The organism is Snodgrassella sp. M0351, assembly GCF_016100575.1.
Lineage (GTDB): Bacteria > Pseudomonadota > Gammaproteobacteria > Burkholderiales > Neisseriaceae > Snodgrassella > Snodgrassella alvi.
Window position 1 is genome coordinate 786749 of the sequence record NZ_JACFSG010000001.1, and the last position, 14117, is coordinate 800865.

General features: G+C 40.3%; 10 protein-coding genes. 3 read left to right on the plus strand and 7 right to left on the minus strand.

All coding sequences use genetic code 11. The annotated features are described in order from the left end of the window. Positions 1 to 55: 55 nt before the first annotated feature. Positions 56 to 1384: an MFS transporter gene (locus H3V01_RS03550; protein WP_232332585.1), complete on the minus strand. Its 1329-nt coding sequence runs from the start codon at positions 1382 to 1384 to the stop codon at positions 56 to 58. 29 nt (positions 1385 to 1413) lie between these two features. Beyond that, entirely contained in the window at positions 1414 to 1740 is a 327-nt protein-coding gene (locus H3V01_RS03555; protein ID WP_198186012.1) for an HLGFF motif protein, read from the minus strand. A gap of 258 nt (positions 1741 to 1998) precedes the next feature. Between H3V01_RS03555 and H3V01_RS03560 the strand changes: the two genes are divergently transcribed. After that, positions 1999 to 2862 carry a DMT family transporter gene (locus tag H3V01_RS03560; RefSeq protein ID WP_198186013.1) on the plus strand — a complete coding sequence of 288 codons (864 nt, stop codon included), beginning with the start codon at positions 1999 to 2001 and terminating at the stop codon, positions 2860 to 2862. 78 nt (positions 2863 to 2940) lie between these two features. On the opposite strand, the gene H3V01_RS03565 is transcribed toward H3V01_RS03560, so the two are convergent. Beyond that, positions 2941 to 4896 carry a LysM peptidoglycan-binding domain-containing protein gene (locus tag H3V01_RS03565; RefSeq protein ID WP_198186014.1) on the minus strand — a complete coding sequence of 652 codons (1956 nt, stop codon included), beginning with the start codon at positions 4894 to 4896 and terminating at the stop codon, positions 2941 to 2943. Between the two features lie 159 nt (positions 4897 to 5055). On the opposite strand from H3V01_RS03565, the gene H3V01_RS03570 reads away from it, so the two are divergent. Next, complete coding sequence (locus H3V01_RS03570; RefSeq protein ID WP_198186015.1) at positions 5056 to 5754, plus strand: class I SAM-dependent methyltransferase; 699 nt, start codon at positions 5056 to 5058, stop codon at positions 5752 to 5754. A 69-nt stretch (positions 5755 to 5823) separates the two neighbouring features. Here the strand turns inward: H3V01_RS03570 and H3V01_RS03575 are convergent, their stop codons facing one another. The 4 genes from H3V01_RS03575 to ppsR form a co-directional block, all read right to left on the minus strand. Continuing rightward, positions 5824 to 7212, minus strand: a complete 1389-nt coding sequence (locus H3V01_RS03575; protein ID WP_198186016.1) for an aspartate aminotransferase family protein — start codon at positions 7210 to 7212, stop codon at positions 5824 to 5826. Between the two features lie 87 nt (positions 7213 to 7299). Then, a complete protein-coding gene (locus H3V01_RS03580; RefSeq protein ID WP_084548165.1) occupies positions 7300 to 8634 on the minus strand; it encodes a glutamine synthetase family protein in 1335 nt (444 codons plus the stop codon). Between the two features lie 8 nt (positions 8635 to 8642). Further along, entirely contained in the window at positions 8643 to 9413 is a 771-nt protein-coding gene (locus H3V01_RS03585; RefSeq protein ID WP_198186017.1) for a gamma-glutamyl-gamma-aminobutyrate hydrolase family protein, read from the minus strand. A gap of 674 nt (positions 9414 to 10087) precedes the next feature. After that, positions 10088 to 10909 (minus strand): posphoenolpyruvate synthetase regulatory kinase/phosphorylase PpsR, encoded by an 822-nt coding sequence (gene ppsR, locus H3V01_RS03590; protein WP_025330642.1) that lies wholly within the window; start codon positions 10907 to 10909, stop codon positions 10088 to 10090. A gap of 420 nt (positions 10910 to 11329) precedes the next feature. Here ppsR and ppsA point away from each other — a divergent pair, with 420 nt between their 5' ends. Next, entirely contained in the window at positions 11330 to 13717 is a 2388-nt protein-coding gene (gene ppsA, locus H3V01_RS03595) for a phosphoenolpyruvate synthase (RefSeq protein ID WP_078475550.1), read from the plus strand. Positions 13718 to 14117: the final 400 nt, after the last annotated feature.

Sequence of the window (14117 nt, forward strand, 5' to 3'; positions counted from 1 at the left end):
CATCCGGTATTATACCTATTTCAAAACGCTAATTTAAAGCTATCAGGTAAACGTTTTAATGTTTTCGTAAAATAAATTCCTTAAAATCAATACGTAACTCTTGACTTCGTAATAAGTAAATTAAAACGGGCACATTTCCCAGCGCCACAATCATGTATAGGGCATTAATGCTGTTAAACAGCCAGATCAGTACAGCACTTAATATGGCTGCACAAACCATAAACAGACCGTTGATAATATTATTGGCAGCAATTGCATGCGAACGGAACTGATCGCTGCTGGCTGTTTGCAGCCATGTGTATAACGGCAATGAAAAAAAGCCGCCGAAAAAACCAATACCGATTATGCAAATGATTATTGCCATGCTGTCCGGCCGGCCGATAAATGTACCGATACCTGCAACTGGCAGATTAGGTTGTGACGGTGTGAACCATACCAGCAGCAGACCGAATATACTCAGGCCGATTGTCCCGATCACAACCAGACTAAGATGTAACTGATGGCGGCTAATCCGTGCACAAACAATAGAACCCGTACCTATGCCAAGGGAGAAGAGTGTTAGCATTAAATTAAATACAGCCTCGTTTCCACCAAGATTCAAACGGGTAAAAGTAGGGAGCTGGGTTATATATACAGAACCAATCAGCCAGAACCAGGAAATACCGATAATGGCAATCCAAAGATTTTTTTGCAGATAAGTTTGCCGAAGTAGCTGTTTTGTACTCCGCATGATGTTTGAATCAATATATTGCTGTGGAATTTGTGCAGGTACCCTTGGCATAAATATACTGGCAATCTGCCCCAGAATAGCGACGAATAGCAGGATACCAAACAGCCATGCTGTATTGGTGCCAGCCAGAATAGTACCTAAAATCTGCCCGAATAATATTGATAGAAAAGTACCGCTTTCGATCAGGCTATTACCGTTGAGTAGTTCATATTTAGGGAGATATTCTGGTAATACCGCATATTTCAACGGACCGAACAAAGTAGAATGTGTGCCCATTAGAAACAGGCATAACATCAATATTGTGACAGACTGCATCCAAAAGCCGATACCTGCTATCAGCATAATGCAGATTTCCGCAGCTTTTATCCAGCGTGCCAGAATGGCTTTATCCATTTTATTAGATAATTCACCAGATAATGCAGAGAAAAGAAAAAAGGGCAGAATATACAGTAGGGCACCAGCATTCAGCATCTGGCTTGCTGGTAACCATGAATTAGCGCCAAGCCCATAAAAGCTGATTAAAACGAATAATGAGGTTTTAAACAGATTATCATTAAACGCTCCAAAAAACTGAGTACCAAACAGCGGTAAAAATCGTCTGGTACAGGCAAAAGCAAACTGGTTGCCGGATGGAAGCATATCAGGTGTAGACATAAATAACCTTACCAATACATATGTTGTGGTTACAGGGTGCCGGTGAGGTCATTCAGTATAAAATGCTGACCACATAAAATGAGATATTGTTGCTGTAAACGCCCTATAATATTGTTTTCAGCATCACAAAGCTGAACATAATCGGCTTTGCGAAACCAACGAAGGCTTTCTTGCTCTGATAATTGCTGCAATATCTGCCATTGTGCCGGACAGGCTTGCTGGTCTGTTTCATCAGCCTGTGCTTTAACAGCATAATAGCCAGTAGCTCCATCAGTATAAGCTGAATTATCTTCATCCATGAGTACCAGAAAACCAAGATGACAGTTGTCCGGGCTGTTAATACTAAAATAAAACATAGTCAAAAATTTCTTTTAATTCTGAGAAGAGCTTAGTCAAATTATTTATTCTGCTGGGAGGATTCTAGCAGTTTATAAATGTTTGTGTATGCTAATATGCATGCTTTTGTGTACAGAAAAGCGTACTGGCTTTGAAACGTATTGCAAATAGACATGATATTTGGTTAAAACACTGACAAATATTTGTTCAGATTGATTGAATCATGTATTTAAAACGGGTCAGTGCGCAGAATTTTTGGTTTGTTTTAGTTTGAAATTATGCTTTATCTCTTAATTGCTTCATTTATGTGGGGTAGCTCATTTATTGCTACAAAAATGGCTTATGACATGCTGGATCCAGCACTTGTTGTACTCGGCAGGCTGATATTGGCAGCAGTAGTTACCTTACCCATCACGTGGAGCTATTTTAAAAACCATAATGTCATTTCCAAAGTACAACTGATCAAAATTATCGGACTAGGATTGCTGACATATCCTGTAACTTATCTGTTACAGGTTACAGGTTTGAAACTTATTCCTGCGGTCAATGCGGTCACCATTATCGGTATGGAACCAATTATTATAGTACTGGTGGGTCTGATTTTTTTTCGCGAAAAAACACCATTGCTGGTATTTATACTGGGCATTGTGGCTTTTATAGGGGTGTTGCTGGTAGTGGGTAAACCAGAAAAGGCCAGTGGTAATACTGCATTGTTGGGAGCCTCGCTGGTATTTACTTCAACTATTGTCATGGCTTTCTGGATACGTTTGTCACAAAAGTTACTACGCGAAATAGATGTTAAGATATATACAGCCTTAACGTTGCAAACGGGTACTGTATTTGGTTTGCCGTTTATGCTGTTTCTAGTTGAAAACTGGGATATTCATTATTCTTTTCAGGGTATTGGTGCTATAGCTTATCTGGGTATTGGATGCAGTCTGCTGGCTGCATGGTGCTGGAATAAAGGGCTGGAAAATGTTTCTGCTAGTGTGAGCGGGATATTTCTGGCTATGGAACCGGTTTTCGGAGTAATAACGGCCATTCTGTTATTGAATGAAACGGTAAATATACAGGCTTTTGCCGGTATTGTTATGGTTATCGGAGCGGCAACTACCTGTATATTTATTCCAAAAAAGAATTAAATTTATATAGCTAAAAATAAAAGGTTAGTGAATGCACACTAACCTTTTTTAAATTAATTGCAATGACATGCTGTAAAATTACAGATTGGTCAGCTTAATTTTCTGACCGGGACGTAATACTTGTTTCCCATGTACTTTTTGCAATTTACTTACAGGAATATTCAGGCGCTGAGCTATGCTGCTAAGTGTATCGCCTTTTTTTACCGTGTATGAAACAGGAACTACACTGGATTTAGAGTCTTTACCTTTACGTACAGCAGCCAGCATCTGTTTATTATCCTGATTCGGGCTAATTTTCAGTACCTGACCAACCTGCAGATTATGACCGCGCAGATTATTGGCAGTAACCAGATCAGCTACATTAATATTATAGCGCTGGGCAATTGAATACAATGTATCACCCTTATTCACTTTATGAGCAATATTACTGCGTTTGTCCGCAACGTTGATGATATTGCGTAAAGAGCGTTCATTACGGTTTTCTGCCAGACGAGCAGCAGTCTGAGCTTCTTCACGTTCAGCCTGTGCCAGTGCTTTTTGAACAGAAGCCGCAGCAACTGCCTGTAATTGCGCATCCTGTGCAACCTGCATCAGTGCATCCTTATTGGTTGCAACAGGAGCAGGCAATTCAGACGGGGTTGCTGCGTTTTCAGCCACGGTTATGGTTTGGGTTTGTACTGTTGTATTGACCGGTGACGGCTGGTCAGTATTCAGTACAGTGGATGTTGTGGTTGTAACTGTTTCAGTAAGAGCTGGTACAGATGCATTGCCGGTATCAGTAACTTTATCAGCCTGAGTAACAGTAGTTGCTGCCGGATGAGTCACAAAGGTGCCCGGAGGTAATACTGGTTTTGCCATAGCAATATTCAGTAATGGATCTGTATCACTGTTGCTGAAAGAATCCATAAGCTGAGTGTTCAAACTATTTTTACTGATAAGCAGGCTGCGACCGGCTGGTACAGTATTGCTGGACAAATTATTCAGCCGCTTGATTTCTGCACTGCTCATTCCAGTTTGTGCAGCTAAATCAGCTACATTGGTGGTTGAATATGCTTTAAAGATATTCCATGAAAGCAGAGTATTTTTATCTGCGTTGCGGTAATTGCGTTCAAAAGTATTTACTGCGGTAATAGGCAGCAACATTTTACGATTTTCTTTAGGAATAAAAACCGGACTCTTGAAACTTGGATTAAGGGTTAGAAACTCTGAAGTCGAAATATTCGCCAGTCGGGCAGCTGCATCAATATCAATTGGCTGATCAATGCTGATTGCTTCAAAGTAAGGACGGTTTGGTACAGAAACCAGATTAACACCAAAGGCCTGCGGATTTTCGATAATATTCCGCACAGCTAGCAATTTCGGCACATAATTGCGGGTTTCATTTGGCATGCGCAGATTTTCATATGTTGGATCTATACCGGCCAGCTGGGCACGTTTAATGGCCTTACCAACATTACCTTCTCCCCAGTTATAGGCCGCCAGAGCCAGTGACCAGTCACCAAACAGGCTATAAAGATATTGCAGATAAGTTAAAGCAGCATCGGTCGCTGCATATACGTCGTGACGACCATCATAGAGATTAGTCTGTTCCAGCCCGTACTGTCGACCGCTACTTGGCATAAACTGCCACAGACCCGAAGCTCCTACCCGTGACTGCGCCTTACTGACGAAAGCACTCTCAATAAACGGCAGTAAAGCCACTTCAGCCGGCATCTGGCGTTTTTCTGCTTCATTTACAATATGATATAAATAAGGCTGGCTGCGCACAACCGTGCGGTTAAAGTAATCGCTGTGGCTTGAATAATACTGCTCCTGCCGGCGAATAATTTCAGGATTAACCTCTGTCATACGGAAATCCTGACGCATGCGTCCCCAGATATCATGATTAGAATACGTTTTTCCCTTCAGGGTAGCCGCATTCAGATTCATTATTGATAAACCAATGCCATTACTGGTGTAAGATTGGGCAAATGATAGTGAGGGAGCAAGTATCAGGCCAGTAAGTGCCAGTACCATATGCTTCAATTTAGCCATTCGTTTAACCGTAAAATTTGTGCAAAATCCTATTAATATTAAAGAGGAAGTTCTTAACGGTCAAGGATAAATCCCTATTTTTACAGTAATGATGTAAATGCAATAAAATAATTCAATAGTCTGCAGCTTAGATTTAATATGGTACATAATGGTGTTTAAATGAATACTCAGCAATTGGAAAACTGGCTGGCCGAACATAAATTTGGTCTCTATTTAAGCCGGCTGGAGCAACAGTTTATCTTGCATAAATTAACAGGGTTGCGTTTTGGTACCATATTACAATGCGGTATATCACAATGGCAGTTCCGGCATGTTTTTGCAGCTGATTCCCAGTATATTGTACAAAGTAATATAGTCGATTGTGGTACAGCAGTTATTGCTGAATGTAAGGCCTTACCCTGGGCTCAGCAAAGTATAGATACCATTATCTGGCCTCATGGTCTGGATACTTTATCCGATTATGAAGAGTCTATAGCTGAAATAGCCCGTATTCTGGTGCCCGGTGGGCATCTTGTAATGACCGGCTTAAATATTCATGGATATTGGCGCCTGTTTTATCAGAACAGTCTAAAAGGCCATTCTGCTTTAAAGTTACTATCTGCCCGTACGGCTGTTGATAAGATGCAACGCTTTGGTCTGTTTCTGGAAGAAGGCCAGTTTATGGGTTATGGTATTCCGGCCTGTTACGGTGATAATCACAAGGCTATAGAGTATATGGGTAATCGCTGGTGGCCGCATCTGGCAGCTGTTTACGGGCTGGTACTGGTCAAGCGAACTGTACCGCTCACTTTAACTGCGCAGAATGCAAATATATTACTGAATCCAGCACCATCAGTTGCTTTGAAAAGCATAGAATAAGAGCGATAAATTCACTCTCTAAAATAAACAAAAACCTGAGCAATCACTCAGGTTTTTGTTTAATCAGTTTCAGGCAGCCTTATCTGTATTACAGTCCAGCTTTTTGTCCATAAGTTCCTCAAATTCACGCATACACACACTGGCAATTGCCAGCATATTATCAATTTCCTTTTTAGAAATAATTAGCGGAGGAGCCGCTACGATGTGGTCACCACAAGCACGAAAAATCAGATTGTTCTTAAAAAAGATATCCCGGCAGATCAAACCTGTGGTGCCGAAATCATCAAAGAACTCGCGAGTATCACGGTTTTTTACCAGGGTAAAACCACACATCAATCCTTCACTGCGAATATCAGCAACATATTTAAATTGACTGAATGTTTCCTGCCAGCGTTTGCGCATATAAGGACCTGTTTTGGTACGTACCTTTTCAATCAGATTCTTTTTATCGATTATATTCAGGTTCGCACAGGCAACTGCGGCTGAAACCGGATGCCCGCTGTAAGTAAAGCCATGATTAAACTCACCCCCGGCCAGCAAACCTTCTGTTACTCTGTCATTGACCAGAACTGCCCCGATCGGTAAATAGCCGGAAGACAGCCCTTTAGCTGTCGTAAAAATATCTGGCGTAAAACCAAAAGTTTCGAATCCAAACCATCTGCCAGTGCGCCCATAGCCGCAAATTACTTCATCAGCTACCAGTAGTACGTCATATTTTTTACAGATAGCTTCAATTCGCGGCCAGTAACTTGCAGGAGGAATAATCACTCCGCCAGCTCCCTGAATCGGTTCTGCAACAAAAGCTGCAATTTTATCCCCCCCCAGTGACAGAATTTTTTCTTCAAGCCAGTTTGCAGCACGAATACCGAATTCTTCTTCACTTTCGCCAGTTTTGGCTAAGCCGTAATACCAGGGTTGTTCTATATGAACTATATTGGCAATTGGTAAATCACCCTGCTCATGCATGCCTTTCATACCACCCAGACTTGCACCGCCTAAGGTAGAGCCGTGATAGCCGTTCCAGCGACCAATGATCACTTTTTTAGAAGGCTTGCCGACAGAGGCCCAGTAATGTCGCACCATACGTATCATGGTATCAACCGACTCAGAACCGGAGTTGGTATAAAACACATGGTTAAATCCCTCCGGTGTGATTTCAACCAGTTTTTCCGATAACTTAATGATTGCAGGATGGGTTGTTTTGAAAAAAGTATTGTAAAACGGCAGCACTTGCATTTGTTTCTCGGCAATTTTAGCCAGTTTTTTTACTCCGTATCCGATATTGACACACCACAACCCGGCCATACCATCAATGATTTCATTGCCGTCACTGTCATATACATAAATGCCTTTTGCTTTAACCATCATACGTACACCGTTTTTTTTAAGCTCAGCATTATCGGAAAAAGGATGTAAATGATGTTTTACAGCCAGTTTCACATCGGTTTTATTACTCATAAAAACTCCTTTGTTTTAAAATGTTATAAGCAATCATTCAATGTACTAGTACAAGAATAACAGATGAAATATGCTATTAGGATGGTTTCAAACATGCAGCAACAGATATTTGCGCTCCCATGGGCTGATAACCCGAAAATATTCTGAAACTTCCTGCTCTTTTACGGCAATGTACATTTCAACAAAACGCTGACCCAGTATTTCATGAATTGGTTCACACTGGCGTAAACGTTCTATCGATTCTTCCAGTGTAGTAGGGAACTGATAAGGTAATGAATAAGCATTACTGCTCAGCGGAGCACGCGGTTGTAGCTGTTCTTTAATTCCCAGATAACCACAGGCCAGTGAGCAGGCAATCGCCAGATAAGGATTGACATCTACTCCGGCCAGCCGGTTTTCAATCCGTCTTCCTTTGGCTTTGGCTCGCGGAACACGTAAACCTACAGTGCGATTGTCATAACCCCATTCAACATTAGTGGGTGCGGCTGTATACCGGGTTAACCGGCGGAAAGAATTAACATATGGAGCAAAAAATGGCATGGTTTGCGGCAGGTATTTTTGCAAACCGCCAATAAAATGAAAAAATAGTTCTGAAGGAGTGCCATCATCACTGCTGAATGCATTATTACCATTTTCTACGTTGTTCAGACTCTGATGGATATGCATGGCACTACCCGGTTCTCCTTCCATAGGCTTAGCCATAAAAGTGGCATACATTTTATGATGAAAGGCAGATTCACGTACTGTGCGTTTGAATAAAAATACCTGATCGGCTAAATCCAGAGCATTACCATGCAGGAAATTGATTTCCATCTGTGCGGCACCAATTTCATGAATTAGCGTATCAACTTCAAGGTTCTGTTCATGGCAGTAGTCGTAGATTTCTTCAAACAGAGGGTCAAATTCATTTACTGCATCCACAGCATAAGACCGTCGTCCGAATTCACTGCGTCCGGTACGTCCGATTGGTGGTTGCAGTGGGACATCCGGATCGGGGTTGGGTGAAATCAGATAGAATTCCATTTCCGGAGCAACGATTGGTTCCAGCCCCATATTTTCATACAATTTTAATATGCGTTTGAGTACATTGCGTGGTGCGGTTTCAACCGGTAAACCGTCGGGAGAGAAACAATCGAATATCAGCGATGCTGTCGGATCCTGAGCCCAGGGAACAAAGCGCAGAGTAGTCTGGTCTGGCTTTAATTCCATATCCGCATCTGTTTCATCCAGGAGGCTAGATTGCGGATATTCTCCGGTTACTGTTTGCAGTAATACTGCCTCGGGTAATCGCATATCCGGTTCAGATATAAATTTATCTTTCGGAATAATTTTACCGCGAGCCACACCTGTTATGTCCGGTAATATACATTCTACTTCAGTGATACCATGTTCTTTAAGCCAGTTAAATATGTCATCATACATAAGTCACCTTAAAATGATTCCTTTTGCCTGTGCAATTTATATTGCATACATGCTTCACGAAAAGCTTTAAAAATAGCGATAGAAAGTGGCTTATTCCCATATTGCCATTCGGGATGCCACTGCACTGCATAGCCAAATATTGATGCTGCATCAATCCTGAATGCTTCAATAAGACCATCTGGAGCAGTTGCTTCTATGCTAAGCCCGGGTGCTAACGTTTTTACTCCTTGCTGATGTAAAGAATTGACCTGATACTGTTTGTGGTCTGTTGCCAGCCACAGCATCAATAAACTGCCTGTTTCCAGATTTACCGCATGTGCATCACCATACTGTATTTCAATTGGCTGATTATCGGGTTCACGATGATCCAGATAACCGGGTATTTCCTGTATATGCTGGTGCAGGTCACCACCAAGTGCGACATTGATTTCCTGCAGACCGCGGCAAACACCCAGAAGTGGTATACCACTATCAATAATATATTTAATTAGCGGTAAAACAGTATGGTCACGGGCAGCATCTTGTAACATTCCCTCTTGTGCCGATATTTCACCATACCATTTCGGGTCTATATTTGAATAAGAACCGGGTAAAAAAACACCATCAACCAATTTGAGCAGGCGAGTTAAAACTTCCTGATCAGACAGTACCGGAAGTAAAATAACATCACCGACACTGTCCTGAACCGCATGAATGTATTTTTCACCGACAGCGTGAAAATTCCACTTACCTATCTGCTTTACATCACATGGTATACCTATGATTGGACGCGGCTGCATAAAATTGTCTCAAAGGATTAATAGTTAAAACAATTTTGATTTTTATGATTCATAATCCCATGAGAAAAACAAAATGGCAAGAAAACTTAACTTAAATTGATAATAATTCGATTTATTGGTAACAAAAGATATTAATCTAAACACATAATAAAAATAAATTTTTAGAATTAAATTAAAAATATCATTATTATATTGAGGCCAAGATTATTCGTTGTTTTTGCTGGCGTGAAAATTTACTGACTAAGTAATAATTACTGATGTTAACGATTATGTTAAATGAATATTAATTATAGAATGTAATTAAGAAATACAAATAAGCATGCTTTATTGATTACGTCATTAAAGAAAGAGAATAATAATCTAAAGTATATCATTGCAACACTATTATCCATGTGTCTGACCACAGGATAATAGTCTCAGCACTTCCGGATGTTATCTGAATAGTTGGACATATTTTAATTTGGAAATTTAGATATAGTACAGTTACCTTGGATAGTATATAAAAAATATGCTATGTGTTTAGATAATAATATTCACGCGTTCAAAGATTGATTTAATATTAAAGCTGCTTAATTTATTCGTCTATTACTGATACAAGATAAATACAAATCATGATTGCAAGTTAAAATAAAGGCCCTGAATTTATTCAGGGCAAAACTTTATAACGAAACAACCTAAAACCGCCGTTGTAATTTTGCCGCTAAAATAATACTTGCAGCCAGTTCTTCAATAGATTTATGAGTTGTATTGGTATATGGAATATTAAAACGGCGGAACATATCTTCGGCGGTTAAAATCTCACGTCGGCAATTATCACGACTGGCATAACGGGAATCAGGACGACGCTCCGAACGAATATGGTGCAGACGGTCTGCATCTATGGTTAGCCCATATAATTTTTGCCGGAATGGTTGCAGCATTCTAGGTAATTCACTGCTTTCCAGATCTTCTGGAATAAGAGGATAATTTGCAGCACGAATTCCATACTGTAATGCCAGATAAAGACAAGTAGGCGTTTTACCGCTGCGAGAAACGCCCATCAGAATCACATCAGCTTTTTTCAATTCGCGATCAGTAATTCCATCATCATGATTAAGAGTAAAATTGATTGCTTCCATTCTCTTATCATAGCGTTCAGTATCGTGCATTCCATGGGTTCTGCCAATGGAATGATTTGCTTCTGTGGCAAGTTCATCTTCCAGCTCACCAATAAATGCATCATAAAAACTCATATGCAGCCCTGCACTGGTTTTAATCAGTTTACGGACATTTTCATCAACGATGCTAGAAAAAACCAGCGGACGCGCTTCACAGTGGTTTGCTGCATTATTAATTAAAGCTACAATCTCACGTGCTTTTGTTTCCGTATCTACAAATGGATAAGTAGCACGCTTGAATTCTATATTGTCAAACTGGTTCAATAAAGCAAGACCCATACTTTCGGCGGTGATACCCGTTCGGTCAGAAACAAAAAAGACTTGGCGTACTGGTTTCATAATCAATCTACATAATTCAGAGTTAAAAAGGAATGTGACTTTATGAATTATCCATTGTAAATGAAGTTTCTTCCATTTCCTGCGTAAAATATTGGTTTTTTTTCAACATTGATACTAAAAAAATAAAAATAGACTGAATATATAAAATTTAAGCAATAAAATTAATGTTTTATTGAATAAAAAAGATAATTTTAGATTAAAATTGCTAAAAAAATGTATAAATTGATATTTTAATCTAAATAATTGAAAATGTAATTAAAATACTTAAGGTATCAAGGATTTGTATTTGAATAGTGTTTGATTAGGGATAAATTATCCTCAATTATGGGCGGATAAATAGCCAAAAATACATGACATTTTATACCTGACTAGTTAGAATAGGTCGTCTTCAACTTTCCCACTCCTCACTGGATAACCATCATGGCCGGTAATAACGTAATCTGGTTTGAAAATCTGCGCATGACTGATGTTGAAAGCGTCGGCGGCAAAAATGCATCTCTTGGCGAGATGATTTCACAGCTCACCGAAAAAGGTGTGCGTGTACCCGGTGGTTTTGCTACCACTGCCGAAGCCTATCGCAATTTTCTTGCTTACGAAGGTTTGAGTGAACGTATCAATAACGAGCTAAAGGCACTGGATGTAGATAATGTTGCCGAACTGGCCCGGGTAGGTAAACAGATCCGTCAATGGATCATGGATACCCCATTTCCGCCTGAACTGGAAGCAGATTTACAGGCAGCATGGGAAAAAATGGTAGCTGATGCCGGTACTGACCAGATTTGCGTGGCTGTACGCTCTTCTGCGACTGCCGAAGATTTACCTGATGCCTCTTTTGCCGGTCAGCAGGAAACATTTCTGAATATAAGCGGTTATGATAATGTTAAAGAAGCTATGCATCATGTATTTGCTTCTTTGTATAACGATCGCGCCATTTCCTACCGTGTGCACAAGAATTTTGCTCATGATGTAGTGGCTCTGTCTGCCGGTGTTCAGCGGATGGTGCGTTCTGATAAAGGCGCCTCCGGGGTGATGTTCACCATGGATACAGAATCTGGTTTTGATCAGGTTGTATTCATTACATCATCCTATGGTCTGGGTGAGACTGTTGTACAGGGTGCAGTAAATCCGGATGAATTCTATGTACATAAACCAACTCTGCGTGCCGGTCGTCCTGCGATTCTGCGTAAAACCATGGGTTCTAAACTGATTAAAATGGTTTTCACTGATGCGGCTCAGGCAGGTAAATCTGTACAGACAGTAGATGTTGATGTTGCTGACCGCAAAAAATTCTCAATCAGTGCCGAAGAAATTACTGAGCTGGCTCAGTATGCACTGACTATTGAAGAACATTATGGCCGTCCGATGGATATTGAATGGGGTCGTGATGGTATTGATGGCAAACTGTATATCTTGCAGGCTCGTCCTGAAACTGTGAAATCACAGGAAAATAACAGCCGTGTACTGCGTCGCTATCAGATTAATGACAAATCTGCCATTCTGGTAGAGGGTCGCGCCATCGGTCAGAAAGTCGGTCAAGGTAAAGTGCGTCTGGTCAAATCTGTTGATGAAATGGATAAAGTGTTGCCAGGTGACGTACTGGTTACTGATATGACCGATCCGGACTGGGAACCGGTTATGAAACGTGCCTCTGCAATTATTACCAATCGTGGCGGACGTACTTGTCACGCAGCCATTATTGCGCGTGAACTGGGTATTCCGGCAGTGGTTGGCTGTGGTAATGCAACTTCTGCTTTGCAGGATGGTCAGGAAGTAACGGTGTCCTGTGCCGAAGGGGATACGGGCTATGTATATGAGGGTTTACTGAAAGTTGATGTCAATGAAATACCTTTAGATAATATGCCTGAATCACCAGCCAAAATCATGATGAATGTAGGTAATCCTGAGCTGGCATTCAGCTTCTCTGGTTTACCGGGCTATGGTATTGGTCTGGCACGAATGGAATTTATTATTAACCGCCAGATTGGTATTCATCCTCGTGCTTTGCTGGAATTTGATCAGCAGGATGAACAGATGAAAGCCACCATTACTGACAGAATTTCCGGCTATTCATCTCCGGTAGATTTTTATATTGATAAAATTGCTGAGGGTGTGGCAACACTGGCAGCTTCTGTGTATCCGAAAAAAGTAATTGTGCGTATGTCTGACTTTAAGTCAAATGAATATGCCAATCTTTTAGGTGGTAATAAATACGAGCCTCATGAAGAAAATCCGATGCTGGGTTTCCGCGGTGCAGCCCGTTATGTTTCTGATGATTTCAAAGATTGCTTTGCGCTTGAGTGTAAAGCACTGAAATATGTGCGTGATGAAATGGGATTGACTAATGTTGAAATCATGATTCCATTTGTACGTACATTGAAAGAGGCTGAAAATGTCGTACGCGCATTGAAAGACAACGGACTGGAACGTGGTAAAAATGGTCTGCGCCTGATTATGATGTGTGAACTGCCAACCAATGCAGTACTGGCCGAACAGTTCCTGAAATACTTTGATGGATTCTCTATTGGTTCAAATGATATGACTCAGTTAACACTGGGTGTGGATCGCGATAGTGGTGGTCCGATCGCAGGTACTTTTGATGAACGTGACCCAGCTGTTAAAGTGATGTTCAGTCTGGCAATTCAGGCTTGCCGTAAATTAAATAAATATATTGGTATTTGCGGTCAAGGGCCGTCTGATCATGCTGATTTCGCTAAATGGTTGATTGAGGAGGGAATTGAGACTATCTCTCTGAATCCCGATACCGTAATTGAAACTTGGTTATATCTGGCTAAAGAACTGAAAAAATAAATTTTTCGGTTTGTAAAATAAAGGCTGCTAATAAAATTAGCAGCCTTTATTTTTTGATTAATAAATATAGAAATTTCATATATAAATGATTTATTTAAAGATTTTTAGTTTTGCTTAATTAAACTTTTATATTATGTAAAATTAATACGATAAGTAAGTATTAGAGAATGATAATAAAGTGCCAATAAATCATAAAATCGTTTTCATAGCGGGTTATATCTTCTGCGTCTACAAAATTAAGCTAATTGTTTGTTATTCGTCATAGCTATAATCTTTTTTGTAAATGAATTACCGTCAACTAACTTTGAAACATCGGTATTATTGAATGGATGGTCAGCAAGATAAAAATTTGTTTAATATTTTCAAACTAAATAAATCAAGTTTTATTTTGTTCTAATTA

Bases quoted from the DNA above. Each gene is read 5' to 3' on its own strand.
- H3V01_RS03555 (WP_198186012.1), bottom strand. From the start codon at position 1,740: ATGTTTTATTTTAGTATTAACAGCCCGGACAACTGTCATCTTGGTTTT.
- H3V01_RS03585 (WP_198186017.1), bottom strand. From the start codon at position 9,413: ATGCAGCCGCGTCCAATCATAGGTATACCATGTGATGTAAAGCAGATA.
- ppsR (WP_025330642.1), bottom strand. From the start codon at position 10,909: ATGAAACCAGTACGCCAAGTCTTTTTTGTTTCTGACCGAACGGGTATC.
- H3V01_RS03580 (WP_084548165.1), bottom strand. From the start codon at position 8,634: ATGTATGATGACATATTTAACTGGCTTAAAGAACATGGTATCACTGAA.
- H3V01_RS03570 (WP_198186015.1), top strand. From the start codon at position 5,056: ATGAATACTCAGCAATTGGAAAACTGGCTGGCCGAACATAAATTTGGT.
- H3V01_RS03560 (WP_198186013.1), top strand. From the start codon at position 1,999: ATGCTTTATCTCTTAATTGCTTCATTTATGTGGGGTAGCTCATTTATT.
- H3V01_RS03550 (WP_232332585.1), bottom strand. From the start codon at position 1,384: ATGTCTACACCTGATATGCTTCCATCCGGCAACCAGTTTGCTTTTGCC.
- ppsA (WP_078475550.1), top strand. From the start codon at position 11,330: ATGGCCGGTAATAACGTAATCTGGTTTGAAAATCTGCGCATGACTGAT.
- H3V01_RS03565 (WP_198186014.1), bottom strand. From the start codon at position 4,896: ATGGCTAAATTGAAGCATATGGTACTGGCACTTACTGGCCTGATACTT.
- H3V01_RS03575 (WP_198186016.1), bottom strand. From the start codon at position 7,212: ATGAGTAATAAAACCGATGTGAAACTGGCTGTAAAACATCATTTACAT.